20 protein-coding genes are annotated in these 21,468 nt (G+C 72.3%); 14 read left to right on the forward strand and 6 right to left on the reverse strand.

The annotated features are described in order from the left end of the window. Window positions 1-51: 51 nt before the first annotated feature. From ACQPXB_RS23940 to ACQPXB_RS24005, 14 genes are all read left to right on the forward strand, one after another. Entirely contained in the window at window positions 52-1,710 is a 1,659-nt protein-coding gene (locus ACQPXB_RS23940; RefSeq protein ID WP_432856103.1) for an L-lactate permease, read from the forward strand. Beyond that, window positions 1,707-2,135: a hypothetical protein gene (locus ACQPXB_RS23945; protein ID WP_432856106.1), complete on the forward strand. Its 429-nt coding sequence runs from the start codon at window positions 1,707-1,709 to the stop codon at window positions 2,133-2,135. The genes ACQPXB_RS23940 and ACQPXB_RS23945 overlap by 4 nt, the downstream gene beginning before the upstream one ends. 340 nt (window positions 2,136-2,475) lie before the next feature. Next, a complete protein-coding gene (locus ACQPXB_RS23950) occupies window positions 2,476-3,204 on the forward strand; it encodes a FadR/GntR family transcriptional regulator (RefSeq protein WP_366586923.1) in 729 nt (242 codons plus the stop codon). A 15-nt stretch (window positions 3,205-3,219) separates the two neighbouring features. Next, window positions 3,220-3,780: an HD domain-containing protein gene (locus ACQPXB_RS23955; protein ID WP_432856109.1), complete on the forward strand. Its 561-nt coding sequence runs from the start codon at window positions 3,220-3,222 to the stop codon at window positions 3,778-3,780. Between the two features lie 64 nt (window positions 3,781-3,844). Beyond that, a complete protein-coding gene (locus ACQPXB_RS23960) occupies window positions 3,845-4,279 on the forward strand; it encodes a L,D-transpeptidase (protein WP_432856112.1) in 435 nt (144 codons plus the stop codon). Between the two features lie 75 nt (window positions 4,280-4,354). Continuing rightward, the gene (locus tag ACQPXB_RS23965; RefSeq protein WP_432856115.1) at window positions 4,355-5,563 is read left to right on the forward strand and encodes an MFS transporter; all 1,209 of its coding nucleotides are present in this window, start codon (window positions 4,355-4,357) and stop codon (window positions 5,561-5,563) included. Between the two features lie 10 nt (window positions 5,564-5,573). Further along, window positions 5,574-6,299, forward strand: coding sequence for an alpha/beta hydrolase family protein (locus tag ACQPXB_RS23970; protein ID WP_432856118.1), 726 nt, complete (start codon window positions 5,574-5,576; stop codon window positions 6,297-6,299). A 12-nt stretch (window positions 6,300-6,311) separates the two neighbouring features. Next, window positions 6,312-6,800 (forward strand): tRNA (N6-threonylcarbamoyladenosine(37)-N6)-methyltransferase TrmO, encoded by a 489-nt coding sequence (tsaA, locus tag ACQPXB_RS23975; RefSeq protein WP_432856121.1) that lies wholly within the window; start codon window positions 6,312-6,314, stop codon window positions 6,798-6,800. A gap of 116 nt (window positions 6,801-6,916) precedes the next feature. Further along, complete coding sequence (locus ACQPXB_RS23980; protein WP_432856124.1) at window positions 6,917-8,245, forward strand: LLM class flavin-dependent oxidoreductase; 1,329 nt, start codon at window positions 6,917-6,919, stop codon at window positions 8,243-8,245. Window positions 8,246-8,256: 11 nt separating this feature from the next. Then, complete coding sequence (locus ACQPXB_RS23985) at window positions 8,257-8,847, forward strand: NADPH-dependent FMN reductase (protein WP_432856127.1); 591 nt, start codon at window positions 8,257-8,259, stop codon at window positions 8,845-8,847. After that, on the forward strand, window positions 8,844-9,740 hold the full coding sequence (locus ACQPXB_RS23990; protein ID WP_432856130.1) for a 3,4-dihydroxy-2-butanone-4-phosphate synthase: 897 nt from the start codon (window positions 8,844-8,846) through the stop codon (window positions 9,738-9,740). The genes ACQPXB_RS23985 and ACQPXB_RS23990 overlap by 4 nt, the downstream gene beginning before the upstream one ends. Before the next feature lie 281 nt (window positions 9,741-10,021). Further along, complete coding sequence (locus ACQPXB_RS23995; protein ID WP_366581935.1) at window positions 10,022-10,999, forward strand: polyphosphate kinase 2 family protein; 978 nt, start codon at window positions 10,022-10,024, stop codon at window positions 10,997-10,999. A 38-nt stretch (window positions 11,000-11,037) separates the two neighbouring features. Then, window positions 11,038-13,767, forward strand: coding sequence for a cation-translocating P-type ATPase (locus ACQPXB_RS24000; RefSeq protein WP_432856134.1), 2,730 nt, complete (start codon window positions 11,038-11,040; stop codon window positions 13,765-13,767). A 58-nt stretch (window positions 13,768-13,825) separates the two neighbouring features. Then, entirely contained in the window at window positions 13,826-14,473 is a 648-nt protein-coding gene (locus ACQPXB_RS24005) for an AAA family ATPase (RefSeq protein WP_432856137.1), read from the forward strand. Between the two features lie 786 nt (window positions 14,474-15,259). On the opposite strand, the gene ACQPXB_RS24010 is transcribed toward ACQPXB_RS24005, so the two are convergent. The 6 genes from ACQPXB_RS24010 to ACQPXB_RS24035 form a co-directional block, all read right to left on the reverse strand. Further along, the gene (locus tag ACQPXB_RS24010) at window positions 15,260-16,126 is read right to left on the reverse strand and encodes an ABC transporter ATP-binding protein (protein WP_432856140.1); all 867 of its coding nucleotides are present in this window, start codon (window positions 16,124-16,126) and stop codon (window positions 15,260-15,262) included. Beyond that, window positions 16,123-16,527 carry a GntR family transcriptional regulator gene (locus ACQPXB_RS24015; protein WP_432856143.1) on the reverse strand — a complete coding sequence of 135 codons (405 nt, stop codon included), beginning with the start codon at window positions 16,525-16,527 and terminating at the stop codon, window positions 16,123-16,125. Before ACQPXB_RS24015 ends, ACQPXB_RS24010 begins: the two co-directional genes overlap by 4 nt. Window positions 16,528-16,613: 86 nt before the next feature. After that, window positions 16,614-18,971: an arylsulfatase gene (locus tag ACQPXB_RS24020; protein ID WP_432856146.1), complete on the reverse strand. Its 2,358-nt coding sequence runs from the start codon at window positions 18,969-18,971 to the stop codon at window positions 16,614-16,616. A gap of 112 nt (window positions 18,972-19,083) precedes the next feature. Beyond that, the gene (locus ACQPXB_RS24025) at window positions 19,084-19,950 is read right to left on the reverse strand and encodes a LysR family transcriptional regulator (protein WP_432856149.1); all 867 of its coding nucleotides are present in this window, start codon (window positions 19,948-19,950) and stop codon (window positions 19,084-19,086) included. A 9-nt stretch (window positions 19,951-19,959) separates the two neighbouring features. Next, window positions 19,960-21,132 (reverse strand): NAD(P)/FAD-dependent oxidoreductase, encoded by a 1,173-nt coding sequence (locus ACQPXB_RS24030; RefSeq protein WP_432856152.1) that lies wholly within the window; start codon window positions 21,130-21,132, stop codon window positions 19,960-19,962. Beyond that, entirely contained in the window at window positions 21,129-21,446 is a 318-nt protein-coding gene (locus tag ACQPXB_RS24035) for a bifunctional 3-phenylpropionate/cinnamic acid dioxygenase ferredoxin subunit (RefSeq protein WP_386945792.1), read from the reverse strand. Before ACQPXB_RS24035 ends, ACQPXB_RS24030 begins: the two co-directional genes overlap by 4 nt. Window positions 21,447-21,468 lie beyond the last annotated feature (22 nt).

Genomic DNA, 21,468 nt, shown 5'->3' on the forward strand with positions numbered 1-21,468 from the left:
GTCCCCACCCTTCTCACCCCCTCTCAACGACGAGAGTCCCGGAGGTGACCTGTGTACACACAGGTTCCCGCGCCACTGGGCGGCAGCCTCGGCTGGTCCGCCCTCGTGTCCGCCCTGCCCCTGCTGGTGTTGTTCGTGCTGCTGGGCGTGTTCCGCGTCCGCGCCTGGCTGGCCTCGGTCATCGCGCTCGTGCTGTCGATCGTGGTCGCCATCGCGGTCTACGGCATGCCCGCCGGCCCGGCCTTCGACTCCGCGCTCGAAGGCGCGGCGTTCGGCCTGTTCCCCGCGTTGTGGATCGTGCTGAACTCCCTGTGGATCTACCAGATGACGAAGGTGTCCGGGCACTTCGACGTGCTGCGGCGCACCTTTGCGAAGATCAGCGACGACCAGCGGGTGCAGGGCGTGATCATCGCGTTCTCGTTCGGCGCCCTGCTGGAGGCGCTCGCCGGTTTCGGCGCGCCGGTCGCGATCTGCTCGGTGATGCTGGTGGCTGTCGGGCTGAAACCGCTGAAGGCGGCGACGGTCGCGCTGATCGCCAACACCGCGCCCGTCGCGTACGGCGCCGTCGCGCTGCCCGTGATCACCCTCGCGAAAGTGACCGGGCTGCCGCTCGACGACCTCGCCGCGATGACCGGGCGGCAGGTGCCGATCCTCGCCCTGATCGTGCCGCTGGTGCTCATGATCGTGCTCGACGGACGCCGCGGGCTGCGGCAGGCGTGGCCGGCCGCGCTCGTGTGCGGCGTGAGCTTCGCCGTGGTCCAGTACCTGATGGCGAACTTCGGCCCGGTGCAGCTCACGGACATCGCGGCTTCGCTCGTGTCCGCCGCTGCCGTGCTGGTGCTGCTGCGGTTCTGGCGGCCGAAGCCGGCCGACGCGCCGGACCGGGCGCCCGACCGTGTGCCCGGTGGTGCCGCGCAGCCGGTTTCCGGCGGTGGCGGGGTGGCCGTGCGCGAGCGGACGGTGGTCGACTCGCGGGTGGAGCAGCTCCGGTCGTTCGCGCCGTACGCGACGATCATCGTGCTGTTCTCGATCGCCGCCATCCCGGTGGTGGCCGCGGCGCTGGCCACGACGACGAAGACGTTCAGCTGGCCCGGCCTGCACATCGCGACCTCGGAGGGCAAACCGCTGAGCCTGGTGTCGTTCAAGTTCGACTGGCTCGCCGACAGTGGCACGGTGCTGTTCATCGCCGGGGTCGTGTCCGCGTTCCTGCTCAAAGTGCCGCTGCGGGAGGCGGTCCGCGCCTACGGGCAGACGATCGTGCAGCTGCGGACCGCCGGGCTCACGGTGATGGCGGTGCTGGCACTGGCGTACGTGATGAACATGTCGGGCCAGACGGCCACGCTCGGGCTGTTCCTCGCCGGGGCCGGCGGGCTGTTCGCGCTGCTCTCGCCGCTGCTGGGCTGGTTCGGCACGGCGGTGACGGGTTCGGACACGTCGTCGAACTCGCTGTTCGGAGCGCTGCAGGTGGCGGCCGCGCACGGGGCCCAGCTGCAACCGGTGCTGATGGCGGCGGCGAACAGCAGCGGCGGCGTGCTGGGGAAGATGATCAGCCCGCAGAACCTCGCGATCGGCGCGAGCGCCGTGGGCCTCGCGGGCAAGGAGGGCCTGCTGTTCCGGCGGGTGCTCGCGGCGTCGGCGGTGTTCGTGCCGCTGATGTGCGTGCTGGTGTACCTGCAGTCGACGCCGGTGCTGTCGTGGATGGTGCCGTGAGCGCGCGCGACGCCGTCGAAGAGGCCAACGCGGCGATCGGCGCGGCCGTGTCGACGTGCACCTTGCCGGCCGACGACGAGGCGGTGCTGCTCGACGTCCAGTATGAGCTGCTCGAACTGGCCGACGCGCTCGCCGCCGGGGTGCCGGTGCCCGAGCTGCCCCGGCTGTGGCGGGCGGCCCGGGACCTCGGTCCGTTGGCGGTGCCGCGCGGGTTCGAGGTGCTCGGTGGGCTGAGCGCGGCGGCCGGGCTGTTGAAGCTCGCGCGGGCGGTGTCGCGGCGGGCGGCGCGAGAAGCGCCGGCCGACGCGGTGCCGGTGCTCGACCGATTGGGTGACGTCCTGCTCGCCCTCGCGTTCCGCGCGGAGGAGCGCGAACGGTCACTGGGGTACGTCGGATCGTGTGCCGACTGTGCCGACGGTTGCTGATCCGGCCACAGTCACGGCCGAATGGCTTCGTGGCAACGGTTACGTGAGGGGTGGGGTCGGCCTACTTTTGGCCGAATTAGTAAGTGTGGTCATACCAACAAAGAGGTCATATTGACACTGGCTGCGAGCTCCGATTACCTTGAGTGAGCACTACGCGGTGCAGAGGAACTCCGGTGAGATTCCGGGCCGGTCGCGCCACTGTGATCGGACCCCGCCCGGCGGGGTTCGCAGGCAGACCCTCTCGCCGCGTCCATCCTTGACCGGGTCGCACGAACCCGAGGAGGAGCGTGACCACCGTGATGCCGGAAACGACGCCGGAAACAACACCGGGGAGCCGGTCATGACGACCGAGGCGGCCTGGGAGCCGGTGCGCCGCGTGCGGATGCACGAACAGGTCCTGGCGCAGATCGAGGAGAAGATCCTCGACGGCAGCCTGCGCGCGGGGGAGAAGCTCCCCAGCGAACGCGAGCTCGTGAGCGCGCTGGGTGTGAGCCGGACCAGCGTCCGCGAAGCCCTCCGCGCACTCGAAGCCATGGGGATCATCGAGGCGCGCACCGGTTCGGGCGCCGACGCGGGTTCGGTCGTCACGGCGCGGTCGACCCCGGCACTGACCAACCTGCTGCGGCTGCACCTCGCGCTCGCGCGGATCAGCCTGGCCGATCTGGTCGAGACGCGCGTGCAGCTCGAACGCAACGCCGCTCGCGGCGCGGCCGCGGCCCGCACACCCGAGGACGTGGCCCGGCTCGCCGAGCTGGTCGAGGGCATGCGCGCGGCGGACCAGGAGTACCAGCAGTTCAACGCGCTGGACACCGAGTTCCACGTGACCATCGCCCGGATCTCGGGCAACGCGCTGGCCACCGACCTCATGCAGGCGCTGCGGGGCGCCGTCGAGTCGGAGATGGCGGCGGCGTTCGCGCGCCTGCCCGACTGGCGGGCCGTCGCGGCCGACTTGGTGACCGAGCACGAGCAGATCCTGCGCGCCATCGAGGCCGGCGACGGGGATCGCGCGGCCGAGCTCGTGGCCGACCACATCACGCGCTTCTACACCGATCGCGTGCTCAACCCCTGATCTACGCTGTCGGCCATGACTGATGAGGCCGGTGCGCTGGCGGCTTTCGGGTACGAGCTCGGGGTGCTCAAACGCGTCCGCCGCAGCGGCTGGTGGCAGGCCGGTGTGCGCGACCCGGAGTCGGTGGCCGAGCACAGCCTGCGGGCGGCCCAGCTCGCGGCGCTGCTGGCCGCGGAGGAAGGCGCGTCGCCCGAGCGCGCGGCGTTCCTGGCCCTCTGGCACGACACGCAGGAGACCCGGACGGGTGATCTCCCGCATTCGGCCGGGCCGTACCTGGTGAAACCGGATCCGCGGGCGATCACGGCGGACCAGACGACCGCGTTGCCGTCGCGTTCGCGTGCCGTGGTGCGCGAGGCCGTCGACGAGTACGAGGCGCGGGAGTCTGCTGAGGCGCGATGCGCGAAGGACGCCGACAAGCTGGAAATGCTGTTGCAGGCGCTGGAGTACCGCTCATCGGGTGTGTCCACAGTGGACGAGTGGGTCGACTCCGCGTGTGCCGGGTTGTTCACGGAGACGGCCCGCCGTCTCGCCACGGCCGCGCTGACATTGTCGCCGCTGTCCTGGCGCGCGCTCTGATCACGGTTGGTTGGAATCTCGCCGGCCGGGGAATTCTTCCGGTGACTGAACGGGAGGCAGCACGATGAAATGGAGGATCACGGCAGCCTTGGCGGTCGCGGCGGCGGTCGCGGCCACGATAGGCTCCGCCGGCAGTGCGAACGCGGCCACCGCGCCGTGCGGCCCCCGGGCGAAAGCCTGCGTGCAGCTGCACACCGGCACGGCCTGGCTGATGGACAACGGAAACGTCGTGCGCGGCGGAGTGCCCATCACGGTCGGCAAACCCGCGTACCCGACGCCGGCCGGCACGTTCCGCGTGCAGTACAAGGACATCGACCACTACAGCAAGCAGTTCAACGGGCCCATGCCGTACTCGGTCTTCTTCACGACCACCGGGGTGGCGTTCCACCAGGGCAGCCTGAAGGTGCAGTCGCACGGCTGCGTCCACCTCTCCCACGCCGACGCGGTGACCTTCTACAACGCACTCCACCCGGGTGACGTGGTCCAGGTGGTGAAGTAGGACGGTCGCGGGGTGGGAGGCGCCCACCCCGCGTTGCCGTGGTGGTCCGGACCCCCGCACTGGCAGGATGGCCGGGTGACGGTGGGGCAGGGGGAACGGCTGGGCCCGGACTTCGCGCGCGTCTGGGCGGCCGCGTCGGCGTCCGTGGTGGGCGACGGCGTGCGAGTCGCAGTGCTGCCGTTGCTCGCCGTGGCAGTGTCGCCCACGGCGGGAGCCGTGAGCGCGGTCGCGGCGGCCGGATCCCTGCCGTGGCTGGTGTTCTCCCTGTTCGGCGGGGCGCTGGCCGATCGCCACGACCGCCGGACGCTGATGTGGCGCACGGACGCGGTCCGCGCCGTCGTCGTGGCGGCGGCAGCGGCGTGGGTTTTCCTGGCGACACCGCCGGTCGGGGTGCTGGTGGCGCTGGCGTTCGCGCTGGGGTGCGCGGAGACGGTGTTCGACAACGCATCCACGGCGATGCTGCCCGACATCGTGGCGCCGGCACGGCTTGACGCGGCGAACGGCCGGTTGCAGGGCAGCCAGGTGATCGGGTTGCAGTTCGTCGGGCCGCCGCTGGGGGCGGCGTTGTTCGCGGCTTCGGCGGGGGCGCCGCTGGTCGTGGACGCGGCGTCGTTCGCGCTGGCCGCCGTGCTGATGTGGTTCGTCCGGGCGCGGCCCGCCGTGCCGGCGCGCTCGGGTCGGTCGATGCGCGCGGAGATCGCCGAAGGCGTCCGTTGGCTCTGGGGTCACCACGGGCTGCGCCTGCTCGCGTTCGAACTCGGGCTCGCCGCGCTGGCGGTGCAGCTCGCGACTTCGGTGCTGGTGCTGCTGGTTGTCCAGACGCTGCGGGCGCCGGAGTTCGCCTACGGTCTGGTCCTCGCGTCGGGTGCCGCCGGTGGCGTGCTGGGGTCGTTCGTGGCGGGGCCGCTGAAGCGGCGGTTGCCGCTCGGCGCGCGGATCGGCCTCGCGATCACGGCCATCGGTGCCGCCCTGGTGGTGACGTCGTTCGCGACGTCCGTGGTGCTCGTGGGCGGAATGTACGCGTTGGGCAGTTTCGGCATCGTCGTCTGGAACGTGCAGGCCGTCTCGGTGCGCCAGCGCCTGGTCCCGCGTGAGCTGCGCGGCCGCGTGAGCAGCGCCTACCGCCTCATCGGCTGGGGCGGCATCCCGCTCGGCGCGGCGCTCGGCGGCGTCCTCGGCACGGCGGCGGGCGTCCGGGTTCCGATCCTGGTGGGTGGGTGCCTGGTGCTCGGTTCGCTTGTGCTGGTCCCGAAGCTGGGCAACCTGGAGCAGGACGCTCGCTAGGCTGGCCGGCATGGACCTCACCGTGCGGTACGGGCCGGAAACCGACCAGCTCGCCGACGTGTTCTTCCCCGGCATCGCTCTCGCGCCCCTCGTTCTCGTGCTGCACGGCGGATCCTGGCGGCTCGACGTCGACCGTGGGTACGTCGAACCACTGGCTCGGGCGTTGCCGCGCCACGGGTTCGCCGTGGCCAACGTGGAGTACCGCCGGCCCGGCGGCGGTGGTGGCTGGCCCGAGACCTTCGCCGACACCGGGCTCGCCGTGGACACGCTGCCGGGCCTCATCGAGCGCGAGGCGCCGGGCCGCATCGACCCGGCGCGGGTGGTGGTGCTGGGGCACTCGGCCGGCGGCACGCTCGGGCTGTGGGCCGCGCACCGCCCCGGTGCGCCCGGGGTCGTCGCGCTCGCTCCGGTGACCGCCCTGGCCGACGCCCACCGCCGTGATCCCGAAGGTCCCGTCGACCGGCTGATGGGCGGCGGACCGGAGGACGTGCCGGAGCGCTACGCCGAGGCCGATCCCGCCGCGCTCGGCACGCCACCGGGGCCCGTCGTCCTCTTCCACGGAGAGCTCGACACCGCGCTGCCCCCGCAGCTGTCCCGCGACTACGCGACCGCGATCGGCGCGGAGCTGGTGCTGGTACCCCGCGCCGGGCACCTGGACGTCGTCGTGGCGGACGGACCGGCGTGGCCCGCGCTGGTCGACACCCTCGCCAAACTGTCCACGGTGGAGCGGTCCTGAATGGAATGTCCCTTGCCCGTCATCGGATTCGTCCGCACGGCCCGGACGGAACTCGAGCGCACGCCCGTGCAGGCCGGGGCCAACCGCGGTGAGGAGGGCGTGCTCGAACTCGCCGAGGAGTACGTCGAAGGTCTCGACGGGCTGGCCGGCTTCGACTACGCCTGGCTGCTGAGCTGGCTCGACCGCCCGGACCGGCCCCTGACCAGCCTCACCCAGGTCCCGTACCTGCTCCGGCGCGAGCAACGGCGCATGGGCATCTTCGCGATGCGCGGGCCGCGGCGGCCGAACCCGATCGGGCTGAGCCTCGTGCGGATCGTGGAGGTCGGCGGGAACACGGTGCGCTTCGCCGGGGTCGACCTGCTCGACGGCACGCCGATCCTCGACCTGAAGCCGTACGTCAGCACGTTCGACCGGCCGCCGGGCGAGCCGAGCAGTGGCTGGTTCGACGACGTCACGGTCGCCGAGGGCACCACCCCGGAGGACCTCGCGCCACCGGGGTGAGCGGAGGTGTTAGCCGCGCTAAGGGATCCCCTCACAGAACGCCGCTGGTCGCCGCCGCGGCGCGAACCTAGCGTCGATCGTGGCCCTGATCCCCGACGACGCCAAGGAGACCCCCAGTGGACGCCGGCACCCCCTCCATGATCCTGACGGCCGCGCTGATGCACGGCCTCGGCATGCACACCGGCGCGTGGATGGCGCGCGAAGGCGATGCCGGTGACCACCTGACCCCCGCGCTGTACAAGGACATCGCCCGCACCGCCGAAGCCGGGAAGCTGCACGCGATCTTCCTCGCCGAGCAGATGACCAACCAGGAGGTCGGCACCGAGCGCCCGTGCGGCGCGCTCGACACCGTGACCGTGCTGTCGCTGATGGCCGGGATCACCGACAAGATCGGCCTGGTCGGCACCGCATCGACCACCTACAACCAGCCCTACGACCTGGCGCGGCGGTTCGCGACGCTGGACCACCTCAGCCAGGGCCGCGTCGGCTGGAACTCCATCGCCACGCAGAACCCCACCGTGATCGAGATGTTCGGCGGCGGCAGCCACCCCGACCACGCGGAACGCTACGCGCGCGCCGACGAGTTCATCGACGTGGTGCTCAAGCTGTGGGACAGCTGGGAGGAGGGCGCGCTCGTCGGCGACAAGGAAGCCGGCGTGTTCGCCGACCCCGACCGGGTGCACGAGATCAACCACGTCGGCGAGTACTTCTCGGTGAAGGGCCCGATGCCGTTCGCGCGCTCGCCGCAGGGCCGTCCGGTGATCTTCCAGGCCGGCTCGTCCGACCGCGGCCGCGACCAGGCGGCCAAGTACGCCGACGTGGTCTTCACCGCCCAGCACGTGCTCGAAGACGCCGTCGCCTTCCGCGACGACATGCGCCGCCGCGCCGCCGACTACGGGCGCCACCCCGACAGCATCAAGATCCTTCCCGGCATGTCCGTGGTCCTCGGCGCCACCGAGAAGGACGCGCAGGACCGCAAGCAGCTGATGGACGAGGTCTTCGGTGTCACCGCGAACATCAAGAAGCTCTCCAAGCGCGTCGGCCTGCCGGTCGAGGTGCTCAAGCTCGACGAGAAGTTCCCCGCCCATCTGCTCGGCCCCGACGAGGAGTTCACCGGCTCGATCGGGTTCCGCCGCAGCATCGTGAGCCTCGCGGTGAAGGAGGACCTGACCGTCCGCGAGCTCATCGGCAGCTACGGCGGCGGCCACCACCAGGTCGTGGGCACCGCGGAGCAGGTCGCCGACCAGATGCAGGAACGCCTGCTGGCCGGTGCCGCCGACGGCTTCACGCTCATGGTGGACATGCTGCCCTCGGGTGTGCACGACGCCGTCGACATGCTGGTGCCGGAGCTGCAGCGGCGCGGCCTGTTCCACACCGACTACGAGCACGACACCCTGCGCGAGAGCCTGGGCCTGCCCGCCCCGTCGCTCGTCCCGGCCGGCTGAAGGAGTCGATCATGACCGTTGTGCCGATCACCGGGGGAGACCCCGTGCGCGTGCTGGGAATCGGCGGCACGCTGCGGCCGGGTTCGACGTCGGAGCGCGCGCTGCGGCACGCGCTGACGGCGGCCGAGGCCGAGGGCGCCGAGACCGAGCTGATCACCGCCGCCGAGCTGACGCTGCCGATGTACGACCCGGGCGTGGCCCCGCTGACCGACGAGGCCGTGCGGCTGCTCGAAGCCGTCCGGCGCGCCGACGCCCTCGTGCTGTCCGTGCCCGGCTACCACGGCGGGATCTCCGGGCTGCTCAAGAACGCGCTCGACCACCTGCAGGAGCTCGCCGACGACCCGGCGCCCTACCTCGACGGCAAGGCCGTGGGCTGTGTCGTTGCCACGGGCGGCTGGCAGGCCGGGGTCACCACGCTGACGTCGTTGCGTTCGACGGTCCACGCCCTGCGCGGCTGGCCGACGCCGCTGGGGGTGGTGGTGAACTCGGCGACCAAGCCGTTCGACGCGGCGGGCGGGCTCACCGACGCGAAGGTGGGCGACCAGCTGGCCACGGTGGGCCGGCAGGTGTGCGGGTTCGCGCGGCTGTGGAGTGCCGCGTGACGCTGTCACCGGCCCGGGAGACGGTCGCGGCGACTGGCGTCACGGACGCCGCCGCGGCGCTGGCCCGGGGTGAGGTCGTGCTGGTCGCGGGCGAGGCGGGGGCGGCACTGGTCGCCGCCGCCGAGCTCGTCACCGACGAGACGGCCCGGTTCCTGGCCGCCCACGGCGGGCCGGTCGGCTGCGCGCTCCCCGGTGCGTGGCTCGATCGGCTGCGGATCCCCGCGATGGTGCCCGGCTCCGACGTCCACGTCGGGGTGGGGCAGGGGTCCCCGGCCCGCACTCTGCGCGCACTGGCGGATCCCGCGACGCGGCGTGAGGACTTGCGCGTGCCCGGGCCGGTGTTCCCCACCCGCACGCGTGAGCTCGGCGTGCTCGGCCGCTCCGGTCTCGCCGAGGCGGCCGTGGACCTGACCCGGATCGCGGGCTGCGAACCCGTCGCGGCCTTCGTGGAGCTCGACGCCACGGCCGAGGGCCTGGCGTGGGTGACCGTCAGCGAAGTGGCCGCGTACCGGCGAGCGCGCGAACGGCTCGTCGAACGGGCCGCGAACGCCCGGCTTCCCCTGGCGCACGGCGGTTTCCGGGCCCTCGGCTACCGCGACCTCGTCGACGGCGGCGAGCACGTCGCCCTCGTCCACGGCGAACCGGAGCGCGGCGCGGTGGTGCGCGTCCACGTGGAGTGCCCGGCCGGCGACGCGTTCGGCGCCCGGCACTGCGGGTGCGCGCAGGCCGTGCGCGATTCACTCGCCGAGATCACGCGCGCCGGGTCGGGCGTGCTGGTCTACGTCCGCGGCCGCCGCTCGCTGTGGTCCACGCTCACCGCGCACGCGGTGCCGGACGGGCGCACGGACCAGGTCGCGGACCAGATCCTGCGCGACCTCGGGGTGAGGGACTGACCGCATCCGGGTTTCCACTGTGGACTTCCGGCCGCGAAGACGGGCTCCCGCCGCTCGCCTCACCCGAAACGGGTGAGGCGACGCGCGTCGAACGGTGCCGGCAGCGGACGGTTGACCGAACCGGTGCGCCGGCGCCCGCGCCCGCACCGCCGGTGCGGAGGGCGGTGCGCGGGCCGGCGGGATATCTCGCCCTCAGCAGATGAGGGGGAAACCCGCGGACGCTGAAAGGTTCAGGCGTCACCGGGGGAAGGGACCCTGGTCGGTGCGAAGAGGACTGAACCATGGCGGGCGAGAAGCGGGCCGAGCGGATCGCGGAGTTCATCAGGCCGTTGCGCGTCGAGCCGGGGTCGAAAGTGCTGCTTTCCCGGGACTTCGACCCGGCCTACCGAGGTGACGTGCTGCGCAAGAAAGACGGCCGCGAGCTGCTCGCGGCGGGAGTCACCCTGCTGGCGGACTACCAGCGCCGCCTGGCCGCTCAGAACACCTACGGCGTGCTGGTGTGCCTTCAGGCGCTGGACGCCGGCGGCAAGGACGGCACGATCCGGCACGTGATGAGCGGTGTGAACCCGCAGGGCGTGCGCGTGAGCGGGTTCAAGGTGCCCTCGTCCGAGGAGCTGGACCACGACTACCTGTGGCGCTACGCGCGCCGGCTCCCCGCGCGCGGCGACATCGGGATCTTCAACCGGTCGCACTACGAGGAGGTACTCGTGGTGCGCGTACACCCGGAGCACCTGGACCACCAGCAGCTGCCCGCGTCCGCGCGCCAAGGAAAGGTGTGGGCGCGCCGGTTCCGCGAGATCAACGACTGGGAACGCTACCTGACCGGCAACGGATTCAAGATCGTGAAGATGTTCCTCAACCTCTCGAAGGAAGAGCAGCGCGCGCGGTTCCTCCGGCGGATCGACCGGCCCGACCGCAACTGGAAGTTCTCCGCGGCCGACGCCCGCGAACGCCGGTTCTGGGACGACTACCAGCACGCGTTCTCCAAGGTGCTCTCGGCGACCAGCACGGAATGGGCCCCGTGGTACGTGATCCCGGCCGACCGCAAGTGGTTCGCCCGCACGTGCGCGGCCGCCGTCCTGGCGCACACCCTGATCGACATCGACCCGCAGTACCCCACGGTGAGCGACGAGCGGCGCGACGACCTCCTCGTCGCGCGGGCGGAGCTGGAAGCCGAAGCACCCGAAGGCGCGCCCGCCGACCCGTACGCGGCGGCCGCCGAGAAGAAGCGGGGCAAGAAGAAGAAAAAGAAGCACTGAAGGCCGCTGTTTCGGCTCACGGCGATCGGAGGGCGGAAATGGTCGCACAGGAGCACGTGCCGGCGAAGGAGCACAACTGGTACTCGCGCACGCCGGGTGACGTGGCGTCGGCGTTCGGCGTCGACCTGGAGTTCGGGCTCTCGTCGGCGACGGCGGCCGAACGGCTCAGCGTGAACGGCCCCAACGCGCTGCCCGAGGAGAAACCGAAAGCGGCCTGGCGGCGGTTCCTCGACCAGTACACCAGCTACATGCAGCTCATCCTGGTCGCCGCCGCCGTGGTGTCGCTGGTGATCAAGCAGTGGGGCACGGCCCTGCTGCTGCTGGTGCTGACCGTGGGCAACGCCGTCGCGGGCCTGCGCCAGGAGGGCAAGGCCGAAAGCGCGATGAACGCGCTGAAGTCGATGATGAAGGCGAGCGCGCGGGTCCGCCGCGACGGGGTCGAAGAGGCGATCCCGGCCGAGGAGCTCGTGGTCGGCGACGTCGTGCTGATCACGGCGGGCGACCAGATCCCGGCCGACTGCCGCATCGTCGCGGCCAACGCGTTGCAGATCGACGAGTCGGCGCTGACGGGTGAGAGCACGCCGGCGGCCAAGGACGCGACCGCGTTGCCCGCCGGCAAGCTCGGCCCGGGCGACCAGTCGAACATGGCCTTCATGAACTGCCCGGTCACGCACGGCAGCGCGACCGTCATCGTGACCGGCACGGGCCAGGACACGGAGCTGGGCAAGATCTCCGGGATGCTTTCGGCCACGGCGCGGGAGCAGTCGCCGCTGACCAAGCAGCTCAATACGCTGACGTTGTGGATCGCCGCGGCGGCCGGGATCACGATGGTCGTGATGTTCGTGCTGGGCCGCAGCCGGGACCTGTCCTGGGACGTCCTGTTCGTGAGCGCGATCTCCCTGGCGATCGCGGCCATCCCCGAGGCGCTGCCGACGGTGAGCCAGGTGATCCTCTCGCTCGGCAGCGTGGATCTGGCCAAGCGCAACGCGATCGTCAAAGACCTTCCGTCGGTCGAGACGCTGGGGTTCACCTCCGCGATCAACTCGGACAAGACCGGCACGCTGACGATGAACCAGATGACCGCCGTCGAGGTGGTGACCCAGACGGACCGCTACACCGTGAGCGGCATCGGGTACAGCACCGAGGGCAAGGTGCACCACGCCGCCGGTTCGGCGGGCGGCATCGAGAACGCGATCCTGCCCTACCTGCTCGCCAGCGACGCGAAGATCGTCGAAGGCAAGGTCGTCGGCGACCCCACGGAGGGTGCGCTGCTCGTGCTCGGCGCCAAGGCCGGCCTCGACGTGGACGCGACACGGGAGAAGCTGCCGCGCACGGCGACGTTGCCCTTCGACCCGTCGTACAAGCTGATGGCCACCTTCCACCCGACGACCGACTACTTGGGCCGGGCGGTGGTGCGCTGCTTCGTGAAAGGTGCCGCGCCCGCGGTGCTGGACCGGGCCGCCACCGCCTTGTCGGGCAGCGAATCCGTGCCCTGGGACGAAGCTGTGAACCGGCGGGCCCGCGAACGCATGAAGAGCATGGAAGCGCAGGGCCGGCGCGTGATGGCCGCCGCCCAGTGCGACCTCGACCCGGCCGCTTTCGACGCGAACGGCGACCTGCTGTCCTTCGTGACCGGCCTGCAGGTGATGAGCCTGGTCGCGATGGTCGACCCGCCGCGGGAGCAGTCCAAGGCCGCGGTGGCCAGCGCGCAGGCGGCGCACATCCGGGTGCGCATGGTGACCGGCGACGACGTCACCACGGGCGCGGCGATCGCGAAGCAGCTCGGCATCCCGGGTGACGCGGTCCTGGGTTCGGACTTCGCGGACCTGCCCGAGACCGAGCGGCTCTCCCGGATCGAGGACATCGGCGTCGTGGGGCGAGTTTCCCCGGAGCACAAGGTGATCCTGGCCGACACGCTCAAGAAGAAGGGCGACGTCGTCGCGATGACCGGCGACGGCGTGAACGACGCGCCGGCCATCAAGGCGGCGGACCTCGGGATCGCGATGGGCAGCGGCACCGATGTCGCGAAGAACGCGAGCCGGATGATCCTGTCGGACGACAACTTCGCGACGATCGTGTTCGCCGTCGAACAGGGCCGCAAGATCTACGACAACCTCACGAAGTACATCCGCTTCGTCCTGGTGCTGCTGGTCGTGTTCGTGCTGACGTTCCTGGGCGCCAGCCTGTTCAACATCGCCGCGGGGGAGCCGTTCACCCCGGCGCAGGTCCTGTGGATCCACTTCGTGGTCAACGCGCCCTTCGGGTTCGCGCTCGGGTTCGACCGCGAGACGCCGGGGCTCATGGCGCTGAAACCGCGGCCGCGCGGTGAATCCGTGCTCACGCGCCCGGTGTTCATCACCGTCGGGCTCTCGGGGCTGGCCGTGACCGTCGGACTGCTCCTGCTGCTGTCGCTGGGCCAGGCGTACTACGGCAGCGCCGAGGTCGCCACGACGATCGCGTTGACGGCCTTCGCCCTGTGCCTGATCGTGGCCGCGGTCGAGTGCCGCAGCGAGACCGGGACGGCGCTGACCGTCGCCACGTTCTACAGCAAGCAGATGAACTGGGCGATGCTGGGCGAGTTCGTGCTCGCGGTGCTGGTCATCAAGATGGACGTCTTCAACAAGCTGCTGGGCACCACGGACCTGACGCTGACGCAGTTCTTCTGGGCCCTGGTCCCGGCGGCCTCGCTGCTCATCCTGTGGGAGGCCGGCAAGGCCGTGGCGCGGTGGCTGAAGGGGAGCGGCGCGCACCGGGTCACCCGCACGTGAGGCGAGAGTAAAGGAACCATTACCTTTCGTCGCGCGTTGTGAGGGCATGGAGCGCACGGTGATCGAGCTCGAGAGCCGCGACCTGCTCGTGGTGGCGGGACTGCCCGGCGCGGGCAAGACGACCCTGCTGCGGCACGCCGCCGGCGCCCTGCCCGTGCTCGATTCGGACCAGGTCCGCGGCCGCCTCGGCGCCGTGCTGCCCGCCGCCGTGGTGTACCGGCTCTACCGGCCGGTGGTGCACGTGTGCCACCGCGCGCGGATCGTGCTGTTCGCGGCGCTGCGGCGCGGGCCGCTGGTCGTGCACGAGCCCGCCACCCGCGCCTCGACGCGGCGGTGGCTCGGGCTGGTGGCCCGGGGCACCCGGCGCCCGGCGCGGCTGCTGTGGCTCGACGCGACCGCCGAGGAGGCGCTGGCCGGGCAGCACAGCCGGGTCCGGATCGTGCGCGGCCGCTCGTTCGCCCGGCACGTCGCGAGGGCCCGCGTCGTGCGGGAGGAGCTGCGTGCGGGGCGGGTGCCACCGGGCTTCGGCAGTGCCCAGGTGCTCACCCGCTCCGCCGCGTCGCACGCCGTGCTCAGGCCAGGCGCCGGCGGACCCACCAGAACGCCACCGCCACGCACAGCGCGGCCACCAGCACGAACAGACCCGCCTCGCACAGCTGCAACGTCCAGAACCGTCCGGCCGGCTGCACGGGGTACAGCCGGGTGAACCCGGCCGCGGCCAGCCGGTCGACCGGCTCCATCCCCGGGATCGGGGGCCGCGGGATCCCGGCCAGGGCGAGGGTTTCGTCGTACCCGTGGATCTTGCCGGCGGTGTCGCGGAACACCTGCGTGCCGACGGCGAGGTCGCCGAAGTGGATCTGTTCGGTGAGCACGGGGGAGAGCAGCCGCGGGCGCACGAGGTTCTTCACGACCACGATCACCGGCAGGAAACCGACCAGTGCGACGGCCGCGCCGGCGAGCGTCCGCCGGAACACCGCACCGCCCGCCACGCCGAGCGCGTACCCGAACAGGCAGGTCGCCGGAAACGAGACGAGCCCGAAGTCGAAGGTCGGGAACCAGCCGTCGAACCGCGTGGCCGGCGCGTGCCACCACGCGTACGCGGCGGCGAAGACGAGCCCGTAGGCCACGGAGAACGCGCCGCCCAGCAGCAGCTTCGAGCCCAGCCACCGGCCGCGGGTCACCGACTGCGTCCAGGTGAACCGGAACGTGTGGTGCTCCAGCTCCGTGGCCACGACGGGCGCGCCGAGGAACATGCCGAGCGCGGCGGGCAGGAGCGTGAGCAGCAGCTGCGCGTAGTTGTGCACGAAGGCGATCAGCGCCGGCCAGTCGCCGCACCGCGGGTCCGGCGCGCCGGAGAAGCAGCCGGGCAGGTCCACTGTGGACAGCGAGCCCCGCATGCCGGCGCCCATCGCCACGTAACCCGCGGCCAGGACGACGAACAGGACGGCGAGGCCCAGCAGGCGGGCGCGGTCCTGCCGCCACGAAACCCAGATCACGCCACGGCCTCCTTCGGCTGCCCGGCCGCGAGGTGGTGCAGCACGAGGTCTTCCAGTGACACCGGCTCGGCGCGCCAGCCGGGGGGAAGCTCCGGCCGCGGCCCGCGGAAGAGCAGCGTGGCCGCCTCGCCCCGGCGTTCGACGGACAATGCGAGACCGCGGATCTCGTCCACAGTGGACGCCGGGCCGGTGAGCCGCGCGTGCTCGGCCATGAGGTCGTCGACGTCACCGGACAGCACCACCCGGCCGTGGTCGAGCACCACGAGGTGGTCGCACAGCCGCTCCAGCTCGGACACCACGTGCGAGGACAGCACCACCGTGCAGTCGTGGTCGGCCTTCGCCGCCATGAGGCTGCCCATGAGGTCGCGGCGGGCGAGCGGGTCGAGGCTCGCGACGGGTTCGTCGAGCACCAGCAGCTCCGGGCGCCGCGCGAGGGCGACGCTCAGCGCCACCTGCGCCCGCTGGCCCCCGGAGAGCTCGCCGACCCGGCGCCGCAGCGGAATGCCCAGCTCGCGCACCCGGTCGAGCGCGGCGCGGTGGTCCCAGCGCCGGTTGAGGCGGCGGGCGGCTTCGAGCATCTCGCGCACGCGGAACGACTCGTAGAGCGAATGCCGCTGGTCGAGGTACGCGACGCCGTCGGACGGCTCGCCCGGCCTCACCGGGCGGCCGAACAGCTCGAGGTCCCCGGCCGAGGGCCGCAGGAGCCCGGCCAGGAGGTTCAGCAGGGTCGACTTCCCCGCACCGTTGGGCCCGACGAGGCCGACCACGCGACCCTCGCCGATTTCGAGTGTGCAGTCCCGAAGCCCCCAGGTGCGACCGTAGCGCCGGCCCAGGCCGTGGGTCGCGATCGCCGCTGTGCTCACTCGTTCTCCTTCCCGGAACGTTTTCCGATGCGCAGGAGCACGGACGAGACGAGGGCCTCGACGTCGGCGACGGTCAGGCCCGACGCGCGGGCTTCGTTGATCCACCGCTCGAACCCGGCGCGCAGCTGCGCCTGCCGTTCGGGCGACACGCCCGCCGGGTCGTCGCGCGCGACGAACGTGCCCATCCCTCGCCGGCCGCGCACGATGCCGCGGTGGTCGAGCTCGCGGTACGCCTTCTGCACGGTGTTCGGGTTGATCACGAGCTGCCGCGCGACCTCCTTGACCGTCGGCAGCCGGTCGCCCCGCTTGAGCTCACCGAGCCGCACGGCGTGCTCGACCTGTCGCACCAGCTGCAGGTACGGGGGCACCCCCGAACCACTCTCGAACCGGAACTCGAACACCGCGTCCGTTCCCTCTGTCTCCGTTACCCTAATTGACTAGGGAACTAGGTTAACGGCCGGTCAGAGCCCTGATCATCCGGGGGTGGTCACTGGGCGCCCAGGATCCGTCGCTGCAGGCCGCCGTCGGACTCCGCGCCTTCGGCGGCCGGACCGAGGTCGATCCGGACCCTGTGCACGAGCCCGGTGAACGCGGTGGTCCCGGCGGCGTAGGCCTCGGACACCGGAGTGCCGAGGTCGACACCCACGTCGAGCGTCTCGTCGAAGGAGAAGTAGTACGCGATCGTGCGCTCCACGCGGGCCACGGCGAGCTTCTCGCCGTCGGCGGTGAGCACGGCTTCCCCGCCGAGGCCGGGTCCGCCGCCGTCGTAGGTGAATTCGAGGCGCAGTTCGTGCCGGCCCGGGGCGAGCGGGTCGGTCGCGGCGGCGGTGAAGTGCTGGAGGCCGAAGTAGTTGTAGACGTAGACCGGGCGCCCGTCGGTGAAGTACAGCGCCCAGCCGCCGAAGCGGCCGCCCTGCGCGATCACGACGCCGGACGCGGGCGCGCCGGCGAGTTCCACGTCGGCGGTGACGACGTGGGAGCGGTTCTTGACGTTCGGGGTGGTCTCCTCGGTGAAACGCCGCATCCCGCCGCGGTAGGTCACCGACGTCCGCGCGCCGAGCAGGTCGAGCCGGCCGGCCGGCACGGGGTTCTCGCGTTCGGTGACGCGGTCGTCGAGCGGGAAGACCTGGTGTTTCGCCGCTTCCACGAGGAAAAGGTCCTGCAGTTCCCGCAGTTTCGCGGGGTGGTCGGCGGCGAGATCGTGGGCCTGGCTCGGATCGCGAGTGAGGTCGTAGAGCTCCCAGACGTCGTCGGAGAACGGCCGCCGGTTCGTCGCCACCATCTCCCACGGGACGCCGTGGCGCGTCACCGCGGTCCAGCCCTCGTGGTAGATCCCGCGGTTGCCGCACATCTCGTAGTACTGCGTGTGGTGGCGTTCGGGCGCGGCGGCGTCGGTGATCGTCTCGCGCAGGCTGACGCCCTCGATCGGTTGCTGCTGCACGCCGTCCACGCTGTGGGGCGCGGGAATGCCCGCGCAGTCGAGGATCGTGGGCAGCACGTCGATCACGTGGCCGTACTGGTGGCGCAGCCCGCCGGCCTCGGCGCCGCCCGCGGGCCAGTGCACGATCAGCCCGTCGCGGGTGCCGCCGAGGTGCGAGGCGACCTGTTTCGTCCACTGGAACGGCGTGTTCAGCGCCAGCGCCCAGCCGGCCGGCGCGATCGGGTAGGTGCTCGGGTCCCCGATCTCGTCGAGGTGGCGGATCATCTCCTCCGGGTCGTCCACGAGGCCGTGGCCCAGCCGGTGTTCCACGAGCGTGCCCTCGATGCCGCCTTCGCCCGACGCGCCGTTGTCGCCGAGCAGGTAGAGGAACAGCGTGTTGTCGAGTTCGCCGAGCTCCTCGAGCGCGGCGACGAACCGGCCCACCTGCGTGTCGGCGTGCTCGACGAACCCGGCGAACGTCTCCATGAACCGCGCGGCCAGCCGCCGGCGGGTGTCGTCGAGCTCGGCCCACCGTGGCACGCCTTCGGCCCAGGGCGCGAGTTCGGTGCCCTCGGGCACCACGCCGAGCTCTTTCTGCCGCGCCAGCGTGAGCTCCCGTTGCCGGTCCCAGCCGTGGTCGAACCGGCCGCGCCGGCGTTCGCGCCATTCGCGGCCGACGTGCAGCGGCGCGTGGGCGGCGCCGAGGGCGAGGTAGGTGAAGAACGGGCGGTCGGGCGTGAGCGTGCGCTGCGTGCGCACCCAGTCGACGGCGTGGTCGACGAGGTCCTCGGTGAGGTGGTAGCCGTCCTCCGGTCGCCGGTCCGGCTCGACCGGCGTGGTTCCCTGATACAGCAACGGGTACCAGTGGTTCATCTCCGCGCCCAGGAAGCCGTAGAAGGTGTCGAACCCCTCGCCGGTCGGCCAGCGGTCGAAGGGGCCGACCGCGCTGATCTCGCGCGGCGGCGTCTGGTGCCACTTGCCGAACGCGGCGGTGCTGTACCCGTTGCCCTGCAGGATCTGCGCCAGCGTCGCGGCACTGCGCGGGCGAAAGCCGTGGTAGCCCGGCGCGGAAGTCGCCATCTCCGTGGTGCCGCCCATGCCGACGGAGTGGTGGTTGCGCCCGGTCAGCAGCGCCTGGCGGGTCGGTGAACACAGCGCGGTGACGTGGAAGCGGGTGTAGCGCAGCCCGCCGGCCGCGAGCCGGTCGGCCGTCGGCATGGTGCACGGACCGCCGAACGCGCTCGACGTGCCGAAGCCCAGGTCGTCAGCCAGCACGAGCACGACGTTCGGCGCGCCCGCCGGTGGGGGCACCGGCCCGATCGGTGTTCCCTGCCCGCGTTGCTCGCGCACGTCGAGTGCCGTGGACGCGGCCACGGGGACGTCCGGGCGCGGCAGAACGTGACGCCCGGCGGGGAACGCGGACATGAAGGCTCCTTCCGAAGTGGACGCCACCGAGCTTCACAGCGCCGCACCCCGGCGGCCAGGCTCCGGACGGGGGTGGCCCAGACCGGAATCCGATCAGGCCGAGAGGCGATCTTTATGGGGTCGGGCCGGCCAGGGCCAGAAACCGTTCCGCGGCGGGGGAGAGCGGCCCGGCGCGCCAGACCATCCGGCCGCGCCGCAGCAACGGCGGGTCCAGCGGGACGGTGACCGCGCCCTGGCGGCGGGCGTCGTCGGCCATCGCGCGGGGGAGCAGCGCCGCGCCGGCCCCGGCCAGTACGAGGGGCACGATCATGGCGCGGTGCTCGGTCTCCACGACGACCCGGGGCTCGGCCGTGCCGCGCAGCGCTTCCTCCACGATCCACCGCGTGGCCGTGCCGGGCGGGGTGGTGACCAGGTCCAGCGCGGCCAGCTCGGTCACCGGCAGCACGTCGCGCACCGGCGAGTCGGCGGGCAGCACGGCGAGCACCTCCTGTTCGGCGAGGTCGAGCCCGGCGAGCCCGGGCGTTTCGGCGCCGGACTCGACGAGCCCGACCTCACTCTGTCCATTTCGGACGCGGTTGACCACGTCCGAGCCCGTCTCCGGCGCCCGCACGCGCACGAGGACCTTGGGGTGTGCCGCGCGGAACCGGCCGAGCAGCTTCGCGAGCGGGTCGACGGCGAGCGTGGTCTGCGACGCGAGGTCCAGCGTCCCGCCGCCGAGCCCGAGGACCTCGCGCACGGACGCGTCGGCCGTGCGCAGGTCGCGCAGGATCTGCCGCGCCGGGGCGACGAGCGCCGCGCCGGCCGGGGTCAGCGTGGCGCCGTGGGGCAGGCGGTGGAACAGCAGCCCGCCGAGCTCCTTTTCCAGCGTGCGCACGGCATGCGAGAGCGACGGCTGCGCGACGTGCAGCCGCCGGGCCGCGTTGGTGAAGCCGCCGTGGTCGACGACGGCGAGGAAGTACTGAAGCTGGCGGCGTTCCATCCCCGCAGTTCAGGCGACGGGGGCGGGCCGCCGCAAGGCCTGGCGCCGCAACCGCGTGAACTGCTTGGCACTGTTGAGGGCGAAGACCCCGACCGTCACGCCGTTGCGCTGGTAGGTCGCCACGAACGCGGGGTCGTCGGGGCCGCCCTCGGTGAACACGACCTCGTCGCCGGGCTCGGGGTGCCCGGCGAGCTGCAGGGTGCCCTCGTACTGGTCCGACCAGACGTAGCCGCTCGGCGCGTAGTGCCGCGTGGTGGCGCCGGCGAGCAGGTTCGCGACGGCGACGCCCGCCTGCTCGCTCGCGTTGGTCCAGTGCTCGTGGCGGTGCCGCCGCCCGCTCTCGGCGGAGGTGTACGCCGCGACATCGCCGATCGCGACCACGTTGGGCAACGCGGTGACCAGCCCGCTCGAGACGTGCACGCCGTTGCCCACCTCCAGGCCCGAACCGGCCAGCCACTCGGTCGCGGGCACCATGCCGATCCCGACGACGACCACGTCGGCCGGCAGCTCCTCCCCGCCCACGAGCCGGACACCGGTCACTCGCCCGCCCGCGGTGACCAGCTCGTCGACGGCGGCGCCGCAGCGCAGGACCGTGCCGTGTCGGTCGTGCAGGCGCGCACACACCTCGGCCAGCCGCGGCCCCAGCACGCGTTCGAGCGGTGTGGCCAGCGCTTCGAGCACGGTGACGTCGAGACCGAGCGAGCGGCAGGTCGACGCGACCTCCGCCCCGATGAACCCGGCGCCCACGATCACCACCCGCGCGCCCGGCACCAGTTCCGCGCGCAGGGCGAGTGCGTCGTCCAGTGTCCGCAGCACGTGGACGCCGGCGACGCCTTCCGTGCCGGGCAGCGCCCGCGCGCGGCCACCGGTGGCGAGCACGACGCCGTCCACGGCCAGGTCGGCGCCGTCGGAGAGCACGACCCGGCCGCCGGCGGCGTCGAGCCGTTCGGCCCGGGTGCCCAGCCGCAGCTCCAGCGACCCGGTGTCGTCGGCGTCGAGGAGCTCCAGCGACTCGCGCTCGGCGGTGCCGGCGAGGAAGGACTTCGACAGCGGCGGCCGGTCGTAGGGCAGGTGCGGTTCGGCCCCGACGAGCACGACACGGCCGTCGAACCCCTGCGCGCGCAGCTCCTGCGCGGCTCGCGCCCCGGCGAGCGAAGCGCCGACGATCGCGACGCTCTTCACGCGGCGTCCTCGGCGCGCTCCGCCTGTACGTAGATCACGCCACTGTCGACGAGCACCTCGTAGGTGCGCACCGGCTGCTTCGCGGGCAGGCACGACGGCATCCCCGTCCGCAGGTCGAACAGCGCCGCGTGCAGCGGGCATTCGACGAAGCAGCCTTCGAGCCAGCCGTCGGCGAGAGACGCGTCCTGGTGGCTGCACGTGTCGCCGATCGCGTAGAGCTCGCCGTCGGCGTTGAACACCGCGATCGGTTCGGGCCCCGCGATCCGCACGGATTCGCCGGGGGGCAGTTCGTCCACTGTGCACGCGCGCAGCATCTGGGCCTCCGGGAGGAGCTGG

The sequence above is a fragment of the Amycolatopsis sp. CA-161197 genome, assembly GCF_050942255.1.
Taxonomy (GTDB): Bacteria; Actinomycetota; Actinomycetes; order Mycobacteriales; family Pseudonocardiaceae; genus Amycolatopsis.